15 protein-coding genes are annotated in these 14,011 nt (G+C 71.7%); 9 read left to right on the top strand and 6 right to left on the bottom strand.

Translation table 11 applies throughout. The features are described from left to right. Positions 1-8: 8 nt before the first annotated feature. The 3 genes from ACFYU0_RS04650 (at position 9) to ACFYU0_RS04660 (ending at position 1,919) form a co-directional block, all read left to right on the top strand. Positions 9-788 carry a VOC family protein gene (locus ACFYU0_RS04650; protein WP_389297735.1) on the top strand — a complete coding sequence of 260 codons (780 nt, stop codon included), beginning with the start codon at positions 9-11 and terminating at the stop codon, positions 786-788. Positions 789-906: 118 nt separating this feature from the next. Then, a complete protein-coding gene (locus ACFYU0_RS04655) occupies positions 907-1,359 on the top strand; it encodes an iron chaperone (protein ID WP_389297737.1) in 453 nt (150 codons plus the stop codon). A 62-nt stretch (positions 1,360-1,421) separates the two neighbouring features. Beyond that, entirely contained in the window at positions 1,422-1,919 is a 498-nt protein-coding gene (locus ACFYU0_RS04660) for a hypothetical protein (protein WP_389297739.1), read from the top strand. A 346-nt stretch (positions 1,920-2,265) separates the two neighbouring features. Here the strand turns inward: ACFYU0_RS04660 and ACFYU0_RS04665 are convergent, their stop codons facing one another. Continuing rightward, positions 2,266-2,742 carry a MarR family winged helix-turn-helix transcriptional regulator gene (locus tag ACFYU0_RS04665; protein ID WP_389297741.1) on the bottom strand — a complete coding sequence of 159 codons (477 nt, stop codon included), beginning with the start codon at positions 2,740-2,742 and terminating at the stop codon, positions 2,266-2,268. A gap of 100 nt (positions 2,743-2,842) precedes the next feature. Between ACFYU0_RS04665 and ACFYU0_RS04670 the strand changes: the two genes are divergently transcribed. Continuing rightward, positions 2,843-3,931: an epoxide hydrolase family protein gene (locus tag ACFYU0_RS04670; RefSeq protein WP_389297743.1), complete on the top strand. Its 1,089-nt coding sequence runs from the start codon at positions 2,843-2,845 to the stop codon at positions 3,929-3,931. A gap of 147 nt (positions 3,932-4,078) precedes the next feature. Further along, positions 4,079-4,819, top strand: a complete 741-nt coding sequence (locus tag ACFYU0_RS04675) for a class I SAM-dependent methyltransferase (protein ID WP_389297745.1) — start codon at positions 4,079-4,081, stop codon at positions 4,817-4,819. Between the two features lie 94 nt (positions 4,820-4,913). Here ACFYU0_RS04675 and ACFYU0_RS04680 read toward each other — a convergent pair whose 3' ends face one another. The 4 genes from ACFYU0_RS04680 to ACFYU0_RS04695 all read right to left on the bottom strand — a co-directional run bounded on the left by ACFYU0_RS04680 (position 4,914) and on the right by ACFYU0_RS04695 (position 10,073). Further along, positions 4,914-6,542 (bottom strand): alkaline phosphatase D family protein, encoded by a 1,629-nt coding sequence (locus tag ACFYU0_RS04680; protein ID WP_389297746.1) that lies wholly within the window; start codon positions 6,540-6,542, stop codon positions 4,914-4,916. Positions 6,543-7,317: 775 nt separating this feature from the next. Then, complete coding sequence (locus ACFYU0_RS04685) at positions 7,318-8,445, bottom strand: cellulose binding domain-containing protein (protein ID WP_389297748.1); 1,128 nt, start codon at positions 8,443-8,445, stop codon at positions 7,318-7,320. Positions 8,446-8,732: 287 nt separating this feature from the next. Further along, complete coding sequence (locus tag ACFYU0_RS04690; protein WP_389297750.1) at positions 8,733-9,755, bottom strand: LacI family DNA-binding transcriptional regulator; 1,023 nt, start codon at positions 9,753-9,755, stop codon at positions 8,733-8,735. A 78-nt stretch (positions 9,756-9,833) separates the two neighbouring features. Further along, on the bottom strand, positions 9,834-10,073 hold the full coding sequence (locus ACFYU0_RS04695; RefSeq protein ID WP_351663480.1) for a hypothetical protein: 240 nt from the start codon (positions 10,071-10,073) through the stop codon (positions 9,834-9,836). Between the two features lie 198 nt (positions 10,074-10,271). Here ACFYU0_RS04695 and ACFYU0_RS04700 point away from each other — a divergent pair, with 198 nt between their 5' ends. After that, on the top strand, positions 10,272-10,826 hold the full coding sequence (locus ACFYU0_RS04700; RefSeq protein WP_389297751.1) for a peroxiredoxin: 555 nt from the start codon (positions 10,272-10,274) through the stop codon (positions 10,824-10,826). 33 nt (positions 10,827-10,859) lie between these two features. Here the strand turns inward: ACFYU0_RS04700 and ACFYU0_RS04705 are convergent, their stop codons facing one another. Then, positions 10,860-11,774, bottom strand: a complete 915-nt coding sequence (locus ACFYU0_RS04705) for a GNAT family N-acetyltransferase (protein ID WP_389297753.1) — start codon at positions 11,772-11,774, stop codon at positions 10,860-10,862. 216 nt (positions 11,775-11,990) lie between these two features. Here ACFYU0_RS04705 and ACFYU0_RS04710 point away from each other — a divergent pair, with 216 nt between their 5' ends. From ACFYU0_RS04710 to ACFYU0_RS04720, 3 genes are all read left to right on the top strand, one after another. After that, on the top strand, positions 11,991-12,143 hold the full coding sequence (locus ACFYU0_RS04710; RefSeq protein ID WP_389297754.1) for a hypothetical protein: 153 nt from the start codon (positions 11,991-11,993) through the stop codon (positions 12,141-12,143). 34 nt (positions 12,144-12,177) lie between these two features. After that, on the top strand, positions 12,178-12,753 hold the full coding sequence (locus ACFYU0_RS04715) for a GNAT family N-acetyltransferase (protein WP_389297755.1): 576 nt from the start codon (positions 12,178-12,180) through the stop codon (positions 12,751-12,753). 316 nt (positions 12,754-13,069) lie between these two features. Then, positions 13,070-14,011 carry a hypothetical protein gene (locus tag ACFYU0_RS04720; protein ID WP_351663495.1) on the top strand — a complete coding sequence of 314 codons (942 nt, stop codon included), beginning with the start codon at positions 13,070-13,072 and terminating at the stop codon, positions 14,009-14,011.

Raw genomic sequence — 14,011 nt, forward strand, 5'->3', positions numbered from 1 at the left:
GACGGAAGATGACAGAAGTCACCGCTCCGTATCCGACCGGCACGCCGTGCTGGGTCGACCTGATGGCCAAGGACCAGCAGGCCGCGCTGGACTTCTACCGCGACCTGTTCGGCTGGCAGGGGCAGCCCGGTCCGGCCGAGTTCGGCGGATACGCGGTCTGCGAGCTGAACGGCAGGGCGGCGGCCGGTATCGGCCCGGCGATGTCCCCCGAGGGAGCCCCGGAACCGCCCACCGTCTGGACCAGCTACCTGGCCAGCACCGACGCCCAGGCCACTCAGGAGGCGATCGTCTCCGCGGGCGGCACCCTGCTCGTCCCGGTGATGGACGTCGGCACGCTCGGGCGGATGCTGGTCGCCGCCGACCCGCAGGGCGCGGTGTTCGGGGTCTGGCAGCCCGGCGAGTTCCACGGGGCCCGGGTGGTCAACGAAGCGGGCGCCCTGACCTGGAACGAACTGCACACCAGTGATGTGCCCGCCGCCACCGCCTTCTACGGCGAGGCGTTCGGCATCGAGATCGAGCCGCTGGAGGGCGCCGACTCCTACTGGGAACTGCGGGTGGGCGGGCGCGCGGTCGGGGGCGTCACGCTCCTCGCCGACGACCCGCCCGGCACCCCGGCGCACTGGCTCACGTACTTCGCCGTCGACGACGTCGACTCCACCGTGGACGCCCTGGTCAAGCGCAACGGCACGGTCCTCGCCCCGCCGTTCGACATGATGGCCGGCCGTATGACGGTGGTCGCCGACCCGCAGGGCGCCCCGTTCGCCATGATCAAGCCCACCCCGCTGTAGGGCACGCCCGCCTGCCCGGCACCGGAGACACATGACCGCTGACGCGAGACCGGTGTCGGTGGGCCGGGGTATGGTCCCTCCCGAGATCCGAGCACCGAGATCCTGTGGGGGGACAGTCATGAGCAGCACCGAACGCAGCGCGCACGAGGGGTTCACGGCCGAGGAGCGGGCCGCGATGAAGGACCACGCCCAGGAGCTGAAGAAGGCGGCTCGCCGGAGTTCGCGCGCGGACAAGGCGGCGGAGGCGGAGCGGGATGTGCTCGCGAAGATCGCCGAGATGCGGGACTCGGACCGGATCATGGCCGAGCGCGTGCACGCCGTCGTCACGGCGAGCGCCCCGCTCCTCGCTCCGAAACTCTGGTACGGGATGCCGGCCTATGCCCTGAACGGCAGGGTGGTCTGCTTCTTCCAGAGCGCGGAGAAGTTCAAGGCACGCTATGCGACGCTCGGGTTCAGTGACGAGGCGAAGCTGGACGACGGCCCCATGTGGGCCGCCGGGTTCGCGCTGACCGAGGTGACCCCCGAGGTCGAGGAACGCATCGCCGCCCTCGTGAAGCAGGCGGTGCGCTGAGGCAGGCGCAGGCGCTGAACGCGCCGCTCCGGCAGACACGGCGACCCTGGCGACGAGAACCGGTGAAACGAGCAGTCGGACCGGGAGTCCTGGCGATCGTGTCCGCCGTGACGGTGACGGTGACCGGGTCGGCGTGCGGCGGCTCCGAGCCGTGCGCCGGCGTCGGCGTCACTTCGCAGGTGGGCGTGATGTTCCTCCAACGGGCCTACACCGACCTCGCCGGCGCCTCCTACGAGTTGTGCGCAGGGGGCAGATGCGTCCGGGACACGCTCGAACCGGGGGACATCACCCGGCTGAGCCTGCGACTTCCCGACGACGTGGGCCCCGACCTCGGCGCTGTCCGTTTTCGGGTCACCCCGAAGGGAGGCGGCAGCCCCGAGATCGACGAGTCCGTCGACGTGAAGCTCACCCGCCAGTCGGACGGCTGCGGAGGCGGCGCCTACAGCAAGGGCCTCGCCTTCACCAGACAGGGCGGGCTCACCACGAAGGTGCCGCCGGTCGTGACCGCTGCCTGGCGCGATCACCTCAGGTCACTGGCTTCGCCGTCAGCATCCCCCTGATCCGTGCGGCAGCCGCACGGATCCCGGGAACGGTTTCACGCCAGGTCGGTGCGACCCAACCATGACGGCCTGACCGGCACCCCGTCCGCGTACCGTTCGGCCTGCTCTTCCGCAACCGGTGCGATCGGGCCCTTACCCGCAGGCTCCAGAGCCGCTGCGGGCGCGGGCAGTGACCCGCCATCGACATCCCCCCTCCGGTATGCGGCAGCCCCGGTCCATGTGACCGGTTCGCGATGCGGCCCAGTCGCAGCCAGGCCTGCGAAACCGTCGCCGCGTCATCCGGTCGGCCTCCGCTCCGGGCGGTGCGGCGAGTCACGGCACGGCCGGGCCGGGCGCGGCTCGGGGGTCAGCGCGCCTCCTGCGGGCCGGGGTGCTCGGGGCGGTGGTGCTCGGTCAGGACGGTGAGCAGGCGGGTGAGTTCCTCCTGCTGGGCGGGGGGGAGAGGGGCGAGGAGCTCGCGCTGGGCGTCCGAGATCAGCGCGTCGAGGCGCTCCAGGCGACGCCGGCCGGCGGGGGTGAGGGAGATGACGTTGCGGCGACGGTCGACCGGGTCGGGTTCGCGGCTGACGCAACCGGTGCGGGCGAGCTCGTTGAGCACGGCGACCATGTCGCTGCGGTAGATGCCGGTGCGGCGGCTGAGCCCCGCCTGGCTGGCGGCGCCGTCCTCGGCGAGTGCGACGAGCACCGCGAAGTGCCACTTGTGGGCGCCCTCGGCCGCCAGGCGCTCGCCGACGAGCCGGTCGGCGACGGCCGCGGCCCCGGCGAGCAGGCGGCTGGGGACGGCGCGCAGCCGGGCCGGGGTGCGGTCGGGGGTCGTACTCATGGGAAGGTCCTCCGCCTGTTGCGTTTGTGCCACTAACAGTCTAACTTCGTTAGTGCCACGAACGTTTGTGGTCCGAACGATTTACTCGGGAGCGAAGACCATGATCGAGCCGTTCCGCATCGACATCCCCCAGGCCGACCTCGACGACCTGACCGACCGCCTCTCCCGCACCCGCTGGCCCAACGAGGTCGCCGACGCCGGATGGGACTACGGCTTCCCGCTGGCGCGGCTGAAGGAGCTCGCCGAACTCTGGCGCACCGCCTACGACTGGCGTGCGCACGAGGCCGAGCTCAACGAACTACCGCACTTCACCACCGAGATCGACGGCCAGAACATCCACTTCGTCCACGTCCGGTCCGCGAACCCGGACGCGCTCGCACTGATCCTCACCCACGGCTGGCCCGGTTCGTTCCTGGAGTTCCTCGACGTGATCGAGCCGCTGTCACGGAACTTCCACCTGGTCATCCCTTCCATCCCGGGCTACGGCTTCTCGGGGCCGACGCACGAGCGCGGCTGGGACGTCGTCCATGTCGCGCGAGCCTGGGCCGAGTTGATGCGCCGTCTCGGCTATGAGCGCTACGGCGCGCAGGGCGGCGACTTCGGCGCGGGCATCTCGATGGCGCTCGGCGTGGTGGCGCCCGAGCGGGTCGTCGGGGTGCACGTCAACTACCTGCCGACCCGTCCGGACCCGGACGCCGGTGTCGAACTCTCCGAGACGGACGAGGCCCGCCTGGACAAGGTCAGGCGGATGATGGCCGCCCGCCCGCCGTACCAGGCGCTGCAGGCCGCCACCCCGCAGACCCTCGGCTACGCGCTGACCGATTCCCCGGTCGGCCAACTGGCCTGGATCGCCGAGCGCTTCGCACAGTGGACCGACCCCGGCTCGACGATCAGCGACGAGCGGATGCTCACCGACGTCTCGTTGTACTGGCTGACCGCCACCGCGGCTTCCTCGGCGCGGCTGCACCGCGAGGCGCCGCGCCGGACCGAACGCTGCCCGGTGCCGATGGGCGTCGCGGTGTTCGCGCACGACATCACGCAGTCGGTGCGGCCGCTGGCCGAGCGGCTGTACGACATCAGGCACTGGTCGGAGTTCGACCGCGGCGGCCACTTCGCCGCGATGGAGGCGCCGGACCTGCTCTCCGAGGACATCGGCGACTTCTTCCTCCACCACGTCGAACACGCCTGAGGAGCAAGGGCTCGTCCGGCGGACCATGACCGAACCACGGCCGAACCACGGCCGAACCAGTGCCGAACCACGGCTGGACTGAGGCGGGGGCCGGCCAGTGCCCTAATCGTGTTGACCGCCCCCGGTAGCCAGTGCTGGAGTCGGCGCGTGGACAGCATCCCCGCCAACCGGCGGCTCTGGAACCAGATCAGCAGCGACTACCAGCACAGGCACGACCCGCGAATCGGCGCCGCGCCCCGGCTGTGGGGCATGTACTCCATCCCCGACGCCCACCTGCAGGCCCTGGGTGACGTCACCGGCAAGCGCGTCCTCGAACTCGGCTGCGGCGCCGGCCAGTGGTCCAGGGCGCTCGCCGCCGAGGGCGCCACCGTGGTCGGGCTCGACCTGTCCGAAGCCCAACTCGCGTCGGCATCCCGGGCGATGGGAACGGCCCGCTACCCGCTGGTGCAAGGCGCCGCCGAACAACTGCCGTTCGCCGCCGACAGCTTTGACCTGGTGTTCTGTGACTACGGCGGGCTCAGCTGGGCGCCTCCGCACCTGGCCGTCCCGCAGGCCGCACGCGTCCTGCGCCCGGGTGGGCGGCTGGTGTTCAACGTCGCCAGCCCATGGTTCGAAGCCTGCTACGACGAAGTCGCCGGCCGCGTGACGACTTCACTGCGGCAGGACTACTTCGGGCTGGACGCCATCGCCGAAGGCAAGGGTGCGACGAGCTATCAGCTCACCTACGGCGACTGGGTCAAGGTCCTGCGCGGCGCAGGGCTCGTCATCGACGACCTCATCGAGCCGCGGCCCGACCTCGGAACGACCAACGGCTACAACGAGACCGACCCGCCCGACTGGGCACACCACTGGCCGGCGGAACTGCTCTGGGTGACCCACAAACCGTAGGTCCCGCCGCGCCGAGACGTGAAGGGGATTCTCCCGACGGGCGGGCTTCGCAGCATCCGAGCCAGGGCACGAGGGCGGCGCGTTTCTCGCCGGTTCAACCGGCGGTCAAGGAGGACTCGTGCACGGTCTCCAGCGTCGCGTCCGAGGTGGTGCGTTCCAGGCGCAGGCGGGCCGAGCGGTCGCGCAGGGTCAGCGTCATGAGCTGGTTGCCGAACCAGGGGCCGCCCTTCTTGCGCCACTTGACCGGCGGCCGGTGGCTGCGGCCGTGCCGGGCGAGGAGGCGGCCCAGCAGGCGGGCCGGTGCGCTCCAGCCGAAGCGGAAACCGACGCGCATCATCAGGGGCACGGAGTTGTGGACGGGCGAGCAGGTGAGCTGGACGACGGGAATGCTGGGGCCGCCGGACGGCCAGAACGCCTTCGCCACATAACCGTGGTGGACGTCGCCGGACAGTACGCACACGGTCGCGGGGGCGGCCGGGGAGGCCCCGGTCTCGGCGATGAGATCGGCGAGAGCGGCGAAGGAGCGGGGGAAGGCCGCCCAGTGCTCCAGGTCGGCTCCGCGACGCAGCCACTCGCCGAACCGCGCCCAGCGCTTCCCACGTTCTCCGGCGCACAGAGCCGCGTCCCAGGTTTCGGTGTCGTGCACCAGGTGCGGCAGGAGCCAAGGCAGTGAAGTGCCGATCAGCAGGTGGTCGTACGCTCCCTCGTCGGCCAGTATCTGCTTGCGCAGCCAGGCGTCCTCACCCGGGTCGAGCATGGCCCGGCGGTCCTCGGCGAGGACCCGAGCGGCCCGGGAGTCCACCATCACGACCCTGATCCGGCCGAAGTCGCGACGGTAGCTGAAGCGGACCGAGGCGGAGTCGGCGTCCGCCCGCTCGGCCAGGGCGCGCACCGCGGGGGTGCCGTCCGGCGTGGCGTGCACGGCGGCCCAGGTGGGGTCGTCGGCCAGCTCGGCGGGGGAGAGGTTGCCCAGGTGCTGGTGAACCCAGTAGGACATCAGGCCGCTCAGCAGCCGCTCCTGCCACCAGTCGGTGGCGCGCATGTCGGCGAGCCAGGCGGCGGAGGTGTTCCAGTCGTCCACGATGTCGTGGTCGTCGAAGATCATGAAGCTGGGCACGGTGGACAGCAGCCAGCGGACCTCGGGGTCGAGCCACGATTCGTAGTAGAGGTGGCAGTACTCCTCGTAGTCGGCGACCTGACCGCCGGGCGGCTTGTCGAGATCGCGTCGTTCCGCCAGCCAGCTCCGAGTGCGCGCGGAGGTCTCGTCCGCGTAGATCTGATCGCCCAGGAGGAGCAGCACGTCCGGCCGTTCCGCGTCGGGGTCGGCCATCAGCCGGGCGGCAAGGGTGTCGAGGGCGTCGGGGCCGACCGGATCCTTGCCGTCGGCCGGGGGCGCGGCCCAGCGGCACGATCCGAAGGTGACCCGGACGGCGTCGCCGGTGCCCGGTGGGCGGATGACGGAGGGCGGGAAGCGGGAGTCGGGAAGGGGCCACACCTGGGAGTCGTCCAGCAGCACCTCGTAGGCGGTGGAGCCGTCGGCGCGCAGGCCGGTCACCGTGACGAGCGCGTAGTGGTGCCCGGCCACCTGGAAGGTGGGGGCGGTGCCGCCCGCGCCGTCGGAGCAGCGCACCTCCACCGTGCAGGGCTCGCTGGTCTCGACCCACACCGTCGCACACGAGCCTTCGGTGCACCTCAACAGCGGTCCCAGGCGCAGTTCGGCCACGTGATCGCCTTCCTGTCTCGCGAGTAGGGGCGTGTAGGGAAATGGAACGACCGTAGCGACGGTACAGGGCCGGGCAGCGGAGTGTCCGGGCGTGCAACGGGCCTCGGCGGCCCCACCGGACGTCAGCCGTGTCCCGCCCCGTCCCTCCTTGCGGTGACCGGCCGCGTGGTGGCGCCCGCCGGAAGCCCGCGGTGCAGCACAGTGGGCCGGTGTCTCCTCGCTTTCCGACCCTTCTCCTCCTGGTGCTGCTGGGCGTCACAGGCTGCACCACCGTGCCGACCGGCTCACCGCCGGCCGGCGACCACGCCGTGGGCGCACAGGCCCCGCTCGCGCCGGACGGAACGACGACGCCGATGCCCGCGACACCGCTGCCGGCGCACACCGCCCTGGTGCGCACCGGACCGGACCGGGCGCGGCACACCCCTAAGCCCCGGCGCGCGCACCGACATCGCCCTCCAGCGTCCGTGACGCCCACCCGGCGGACACCCGCAACCGTCGCCCGAACACGTCCGGCGCCGCGCGTCCACCCCGCCCCACGCCGCCACCCGCACTCGCACCGCGCAACACGGCATCGCCCTCTTCCGGTACGACCACCAGGGGACGCCCGAACCCGTCAACACGCCCGCGCTACGGCTGCTGGAGACAGCCGATGCGCGGGCGTCCAAGCCGGTCGAGGCCGACCAAGGCAGCGAGGCGTAGCCTGCTCGGCCGGGGAAGTGTGCCCGACTCGGGGTCGTGCGGGGTCCGTTCACGGGACGGGCCTTGGGCGGAAGGTTCACGCGGTGGCGCAGGCCGCCCCGTTGAGGGTGAACGCCGCGGGCTTGGCGAAGCTGCCGCTGTACGTCCCCTGGAAGCCGAAGGAGACCTTGCCGCCGGCCGGGATCTGCGCGTTGTAGGCGAGGGCGCCGGCCGTGACGCCTCCGGAGGCCGGGGCCAGAGTGGCGTTCCAGGCGCTGGTGATCTGCTGCCCGGCCGGCAGCGTGAATCCCAGCTTCCAGTCGCCGACGGGGGAGGAGCCGCTGTTGGTCAGGGTGACGTCGGCGGTGAAGCCCCCCTGCCATACGTTCGTCGTGTACGACACGGTGCAGGCCGCGGGGGTCCCGGGGTTTCCGGAGCCGTCGCCGGTGTTGATCGTGGAGGAGAACGAGGTGACCGCGAGACCGGTGCCGTTCTGCCAGGGCTCGAAGCCGGCCTGAACGCTGGTCAGGTACCAGTTGTTCTGCGCCAGCCCGCGGGAGACGGCCTGCCGGACGAAGTCCATGACGTCGAAACTCCAGCTCCCGATCGCCGCCGGGGCGACGAAGGACAGCACGTCGTTGGAGCCGTTGTTGCCGGACCACACCTGCCATTGGCGCCCGGCCACGGTGGCCGTGCCCACCTGCGAGCCGACGGGCTGGACGGAGCCCACCTTGTTGAACCAGACCATGATCTCCGTCCGGTTGACCCCGTCGGTGCGCGGCGTGGGGTCGAGCCAGATGTCGTACGCCGCGTCGTACACGGCGTCGCTCACGTAGCTGTAGGAGATGCCGGTCGGTGCGCTGGAAATGGCGCTGAGCTGCGCCGGAAGACGGGTGCCCGGCGAGCAGTTGGTGTAGTGGCAGCCGTTGAAGAGGGACGGGTAGGACTTCGGGGCGCCGTTCGTCGGGACCGAGCCGTCGGCCTGGGTGATCCGGAATCCCGAGTCGGTCGCGGTGATGCACTGGGTCTGACTGGTGCCCCAGCGGTTGTTCTGGACGACGTAGCGGCCCTGGATCGTGGTCGAGCCGAACGGTTCGCAGATCGACGTGTCGGCGTGGGCCGCCGGGGCGGTGCCCAGCAGCGCCGCCAGGACGGCGAGCGCGGCGAGCAGCGCGCCTAACAGGGCCTGCGTCCGGGTGGGGAGGGGGTGCCGTGAGGTTCGCATGGGGTCCTCTCGGAGGTGTGGGGGAGAGCTCACGGGAGCCTGGGAACGGAACGCGCTTTGGGAGCGCTCCCAACTCCTGCGTTCCCGGGGACTGTAGAGAAGCGTCGTGGCCCTGACAAGACAGTGCACAGGATCCCGCCGAAGGCTCGTCGAAGGCGCAGGTCGGCGAGATCAGGCAGGTGTGAGGGCGTGGCGATCGACTGCTTGGGAGCGCTCCCGAACTCCGCCGGACCGCCCGCCTCGTCGCGCGGACGGGTCCACGGCGCGCCGCCCTTCGGCGGCGCCGGTCAGGCCGAGTCGCGCAGCACCAGTTCCGTGCGCAGGATGACGTGGCGCCACGCCACGGACGGCTCCTCTATCTCCTGGAGGAGGAGCCGGACCATCGTCCGGCCGATCTCACCGAGCGGCTGACGCACCGTCGTCAGTCGTGGCGCGGTCCGCTCGGCCAGCGGGAAATCGTCGAAACCGATGACGGCGACATCCTCGGGCACGCGGCGCCCCGCCGCCCGCAGTGCGGCGAGGGCGCCTTCGGCCGTGGTGTCCGAAGCGGCCAGGACGCCGTCGATCTCCGGATGCCGTTCGAGCAGCCGGGTCATGGCCCGGTGGCCGCCCTCCTCGGTGAAGTCGCCCTCGCAGACCCGCGACGGCGCGGCCCCCGGACCGCCCAGGGCGAGTGCCTCCCGGTAGCCGCGGAGCCGGCACTGCGCGACGTACATGTCGAGCGGCCCGGTGATCGTGGCGATCGCCTGCCGGCCCGTGGCCAGCAGGTGGGCGACCGCGCTGCGGGCGCCGCCCGTGTTGTCCGCGTCGACGTAACTGACACGCTCGTCGCCGGAACGGCGTCCCATCAGCACCGTCGGCAGCCGGGCCTCGGCGAGCATGTCGGGGAGCGGATCGTCGGCGTGCACGGACATCAGCAGGACGCCGTCGACCCGTCCGCCGCGGGCGTACTCGAAGAAGCGCTGCCGCTCGGCGTCCGAGCGGACCAGGGTCAACAGCAGTTGCGGCCCGGTGCCGGCCAGCGCGTCGCCGATCGCGTGAACGATCTCGGAGAAGAACGGCTCGGAGAACTGCCGCCACCTGGGCTCCGTCATCACGAGCGCGACGGCGTCGGCCCGCTGCCCGGCGAGGGAACGCGCCGCGAGATTGGGCACGTAGCCCAGCTCGGCGATGGCCCGCTGAACGGCACGGCGCGTCGACTCCTTGACGCCCGCGGCGTTGTTGACGACCCGGGAGACGGTGCCCCGGCCCACCCCGGCACGGGCGGCCACCTCCTCGAGCGTCGGAGCCCCCGGCTGCCGCCTGCCCATGGCCACCTCCCCAGAGATCACCGATACTACGGCGCGGACGGCGGCGGGCACAGACCTTCCCGTGGCTCCGGCCGGGATCTAGGAGGTCAGGTCCAACGGCTGCAGGGCGTTCCAGTAACTGTGCAGTGTCTCCTCCGGAGTCGTCGGTCCGACGACCCGCTCGGAGGCCGGTGGCCAGGCCTGCGACCGCCTCGACGCACGGCGCGCCCACCAGCGGACGGCGCATACGCTCATACAGCTTCCGGTGAGCGCCGCTGCGGCGATGGTGCCCGCGTACCGAGCCTTGACCTGCATGTCGTCCCCCGCTGTGTGGTCCACGGAAATGCGTGTGTGCACAGCAGGTTGCCCGGGAGGCCGGCTTCACACCTGATCGCGCGGCCCGGCCGGCCGACTTGACTCTCACCCCAAGGGAAAGGTTTAGGTTCTTCGTACGAGACAGATACGGATCGGAGAGCCGGCCCGCCGGGCGGCCGCACCGAACCGGCACACGAACACGGGGACATGATGAGTGACTACATGAAACTGCCCGACGGCCTTCCCGTACCCGAGGACGACGGCGCCGCCGAGCACCTGCCCGGAACGGCGGTTCCGTCGCTGACACTGGAGAGCAGCGGGGGAGAGGCGGTCCGCCTGGACACGCTGGGCGCCGGCCGGAGCGTGCTCTACGTCTATCCGCTCACCGGCCGCCCCGGTACCGATATGCCCGAGGGCTGGGACACGATCCCCGGAGCGCGCGGCTGCACCACCGAGGCCTGTGGCTTTCGCGATCACCACGAGGACCTGCTCGCTGCCGGCGCGGCACGCGTGTTCGGCCTCTCCAGCCAGGACACGGACTACCAGCGCGAGGTCGTCGAGCGACTGCGTCTGCCGTTCCGGATGCTCTCCGACCCGGAGCGGCGCCTGGCGCGGGCGCTCGACCTGCCCACGTTCACGGTCGAGGGAACGAGGCTCTACTCGCGGCTGACGCTGATCGTGCACGACGGGCTGGTCGAGCACGTCTTCTATCCCGTCTTCCCGCCGAACGAGCACGCCGAGCAGGTACTGGCCTGGCTCCGGGGCAACCCGCGGTGACAGTCCTCCGTGGCCGGCGAGGCGCAGGTACGGCTACACCCCGAGGTCCTTGCTCATGACCGTGGAGCTGTGCCGGACGGTCATGCCGACCCGGTGGTAGAGGTCGAGGGCGCCGGTGTCGGAGTGGGTCCACAGGGTGCAGCAGCGCAGGCCCGTGCGGTGGAAGGCGCGGAAGGTGTGGCGCAGCAGGAGCCGGGCGATGCCGCGGCCCCGGTGATCGCGCCGCACGGCGACCTGTTCGAGGTAGCCCTCGTCCGTGCCCGGCACGTCCAGCGCCAGCGCGGCGCCTACGAGATCGTCGCCGGCGAAGGCCAGGGCCGACTGGCGAGGGGCGAACGTCGGCCGCTCGACGGTGTGGACGGCCCACTCCTCGTACCCCTGCCTCCGCTCCTGCCACTCGTCGAACGCGTCCTGGACGAGGGTGTGCGCGGCGGGCCCGTCGCCGGCGCCGAAGGGCCGCACCGTGATGCCCGGCGGCGCCTCGGGCACGGAGGGCTCCGCCGGCATGGCGAACTCCAGCAGCCAGGCCGTCACCAGCGGCTCGTACCCGTGCGCGCGCAGCAGCGCCGCCGCGCCGGTGTCCGAGTCCGGCACGCTCTGCACCACGCGGGCGGTGCCGGCCTGCCGTGCCCGCGCCAGCGTCCAGGTGAGGAGCGAGGCGCCCAGTCCCCGGCCCCGGTGCTCCGGATGCACGTCCACCTCGGAGCGCCGGTCCACCCAGGCGCGGGCGACCAGGCGACCGGCCGGGTCGTGCACGAGGACGGTGTCGGACTCGGGCGCCAGGCCAGGCCGCGAGAGATCGGCGGCTACGGCCCCGGCGTCACGCTGAACCCGCCCGTACGCCTGCCGTTCGCAGTCCATGACCAGAGCGTGTATCGCCGGGATGTCACCGGCGGTCGCGGGCCGTGAGCGGTAGCCGGGCGGCAGTAACGGGACGAGGGAAGGCATCGGCGCACGCTAGCCGCGGGCCGTATCCCCTGACAATCCCCTGGCAAGGGATCCGGCCCCCGGTGAGATGCGGACCGCGTGCGTCAGGTGGCCGCCGCAGGGAACCTGTGTCCCGATTGCAGGAGAAGTGATCGAGCAGGCGCCTCGGGCGCGCCGGACGCCGACGCGTTCGCGCACCGTGGCGCCGTCGGATCCGAACCGGTGAAAGGTTGGGCGATGGGTAGCTCCGAGCAGAACGAAACCCGGCAGGTCGACGAGGAGACGAAGGAGCGGTCCGCGGAGCAGCGGAACATCACCGCGCCCACCCCGCCGGACGTGCGGGCCAAGGGCGAGGACGACGACACCGACCCGTCCGCGGCCGACTCCTGAGCCCCGACCTCCCGAAACGCCTAAGCTGCTGGTCATGAGTCCGCCCATGACCGGCGGCGAGGCCACTGAGCCCGCCGTCCTCGACGCCGCGGAACTGGCCTCCGACCCCGCTCTGGAGGGCGGGTTCGCCGAGTCGGCCCACCGGATCCTGGCGGATCTGGTCGGCGCGGGCGCCGCGCTCGGCTGGGTGGAACCGCCCGCGCCGCATGAGGTGGCGCAGCTCCTCGGCCACGTCGCCTCAGCGGCGCGGGCCGGGGACGCGTCCCTGCGAGCGGCATATCTCGACCACCGGCTCGTCGGATTCGGATACTGGCTCCGCTACGCCCGGCCGACCCACCGGCCGCACGCCGACCTGGAGAAGATCGCGGTGGATGCCGCTGTCCAGGGTCGGGGTGTGGGCCGGGCGCTGACCGCCGCCCTGGTCGCGGACGCCAGGGAAGCCGGGATCGAGGTTCTCACCCTGGACGCCCGCGGCGACAACACCCATGCCCTGCGCCTCTACCGGTCCCTGGGCTTCAGCGAGTACGGGCGCCTGCCCGACTTCGTCGCCGTCGGTGACCGCCGCTACGACAAGGTCTTCTGCATGCTGGACCTCCGCGGGCAGAACTGATCGCCGACGACGCCGCGTCCTCACCGGTCGTGTCCTCGCGGGCGCATGTTCGTTGGTCGATTCGTGGTGCTTCGTCATGAGTTGAATGAGTCGTGGGCGGTGACCGAGTCGTCGCCGGGCACTCCCCGGACGGGCCGACCGGCGCGGGTCCCGCCCGGGCGTTGCGGCCCGCGGAAGACCTTCCTCGTACGCCTGCTCCGACGGCCGGCCGACGGAGCCGCGGTCCGCCCGCGTGCCCACGGCCGGCAGCACGTCGACACCACGGGAGCCGTCGGCCGGTCGATCACGTGCGCCGACTCCGTCTCCGTGCGGGCCCATGGAAGGTAGAGCGCCGGAGTTCAATCGGGAGCGCCTCGTCAGAACGCTGACGTTCTGGCTGCGGCCCGCGTTCGCGCTGCGGATCATCAACCGGTTCCAGAAGATCCTGGGCTTCGACCGCTCGATGGCCCTGGCGTCCAGCGCCTTGACGGCGCTGGTCCCGCTGTCCATCCTCCTCGGCTCCGTCTTCGCGCACTACGACGCCGCGGAGCGGATCATCGAACGCTACAACCTCACCGGAGCGGGTGCCTCGGCGGTCAGCTCGCTCTTCTCCTCCTCCGAAGGGCCCAGCGCGAGCTTCGGCTTCTTCGGCGTGGTGTTCGCGACGATCTCGGTGCTGAGCTTCGCGCGCGCAGCGCAGCGGCTCTTCGAACAGACGTGGGACCTGAAGCCCCTCAGCGTGCGCAACACCCGCAACGGCCTGTGGTGGATCCTCACGCTCGGTGCCTACGCCCTGGTCATCACGCTGCTCTCCGCGCTCCTCGGCGGATACGCGCTCGGTCTGGTCGCCCTGGCGTGTGAGGCGCCGGTGACCGCGGCGTTCCTCGTCTGGACGGGCTGGATCCTGTCGGCGAGGCGGATCAGCTGGCCGGACCTGCTTCCCTTCGGCGTCACCGGCGCCGTCCTGACGGCGACCTACTCCGTGGGCGCGACGATCTACATGCCGCGCCTCTTCGACTCCTCCGTGACCCGCTACGGGGTGGTCGGCGCGGTGTTCGCGATGATCTCCGCCCTCTTCGCGGTCATGCTCTCCCTGGTCGCTTCGGCGGCGCTGGGACGCGAGGTCCGGGACGAACTCGCCCGGATCCGTGCGGGCCACCGCCCTTCGGACCGGGAGGTCCGCCGGCAGTGGGACAACGTCGTCGAGCAGACCCGGTCACGGTGGCGCAAGGCGCGCGGGGAGATCTCCCGTCGGCAGACCAAGGGGCCGGACCAGTGA

The sequence above is a fragment of the Streptomyces sp. NPDC003720 genome, from assembly GCF_042875075.1.
GTDB lineage: Bacteria > Actinomycetota > Actinomycetes > Streptomycetales > Streptomycetaceae > Streptomyces.

Excerpts from the sequence above, each read along its gene's own strand:
- ACFYU0_RS04650 (WP_389297735.1), top strand. The coding sequence starts at position 9 with ATGACAGAAGTCACCGCTCCGTATCCGACCGGCACGCCGTGCTGGGTC.
- ACFYU0_RS04655 (WP_389297737.1), top strand. The coding sequence starts at position 907 with ATGAGCAGCACCGAACGCAGCGCGCACGAGGGGTTCACGGCCGAGGAG.
- ACFYU0_RS04665 (WP_389297741.1), bottom strand. The coding sequence starts at position 2,742 with ATGAGTACGACCCCCGACCGCACCCCGGCCCGGCTGCGCGCCGTCCCC.
- ACFYU0_RS04670 (WP_389297743.1), top strand. The coding sequence starts at position 2,843 with ATGATCGAGCCGTTCCGCATCGACATCCCCCAGGCCGACCTCGACGAC.
- ACFYU0_RS04685 (WP_389297748.1), bottom strand. The coding sequence starts at position 8,445 with ATGCGAACCTCACGGCACCCCCTCCCCACCCGGACGCAGGCCCTGTTA.
- ACFYU0_RS04690 (WP_389297750.1), bottom strand. The coding sequence starts at position 9,755 with ATGGGCAGGCGGCAGCCGGGGGCTCCGACGCTCGAGGAGGTGGCCGCC.
- ACFYU0_RS04700 (WP_389297751.1), top strand. The coding sequence starts at position 10,272 with ATGAAACTGCCCGACGGCCTTCCCGTACCCGAGGACGACGGCGCCGCC.
- ACFYU0_RS04705 (WP_389297753.1), bottom strand. The coding sequence starts at position 11,774 with ATGCCTTCCCTCGTCCCGTTACTGCCGCCCGGCTACCGCTCACGGCCC.
- ACFYU0_RS04710 (WP_389297754.1), top strand. The coding sequence starts at position 11,991 with ATGGGTAGCTCCGAGCAGAACGAAACCCGGCAGGTCGACGAGGAGACG.
- ACFYU0_RS04715 (WP_389297755.1), top strand. The coding sequence starts at position 12,178 with ATGAGTCCGCCCATGACCGGCGGCGAGGCCACTGAGCCCGCCGTCCTC.
- ACFYU0_RS04720 (WP_351663495.1), top strand. The coding sequence starts at position 13,070 with ATGGAAGGTAGAGCGCCGGAGTTCAATCGGGAGCGCCTCGTCAGAACG.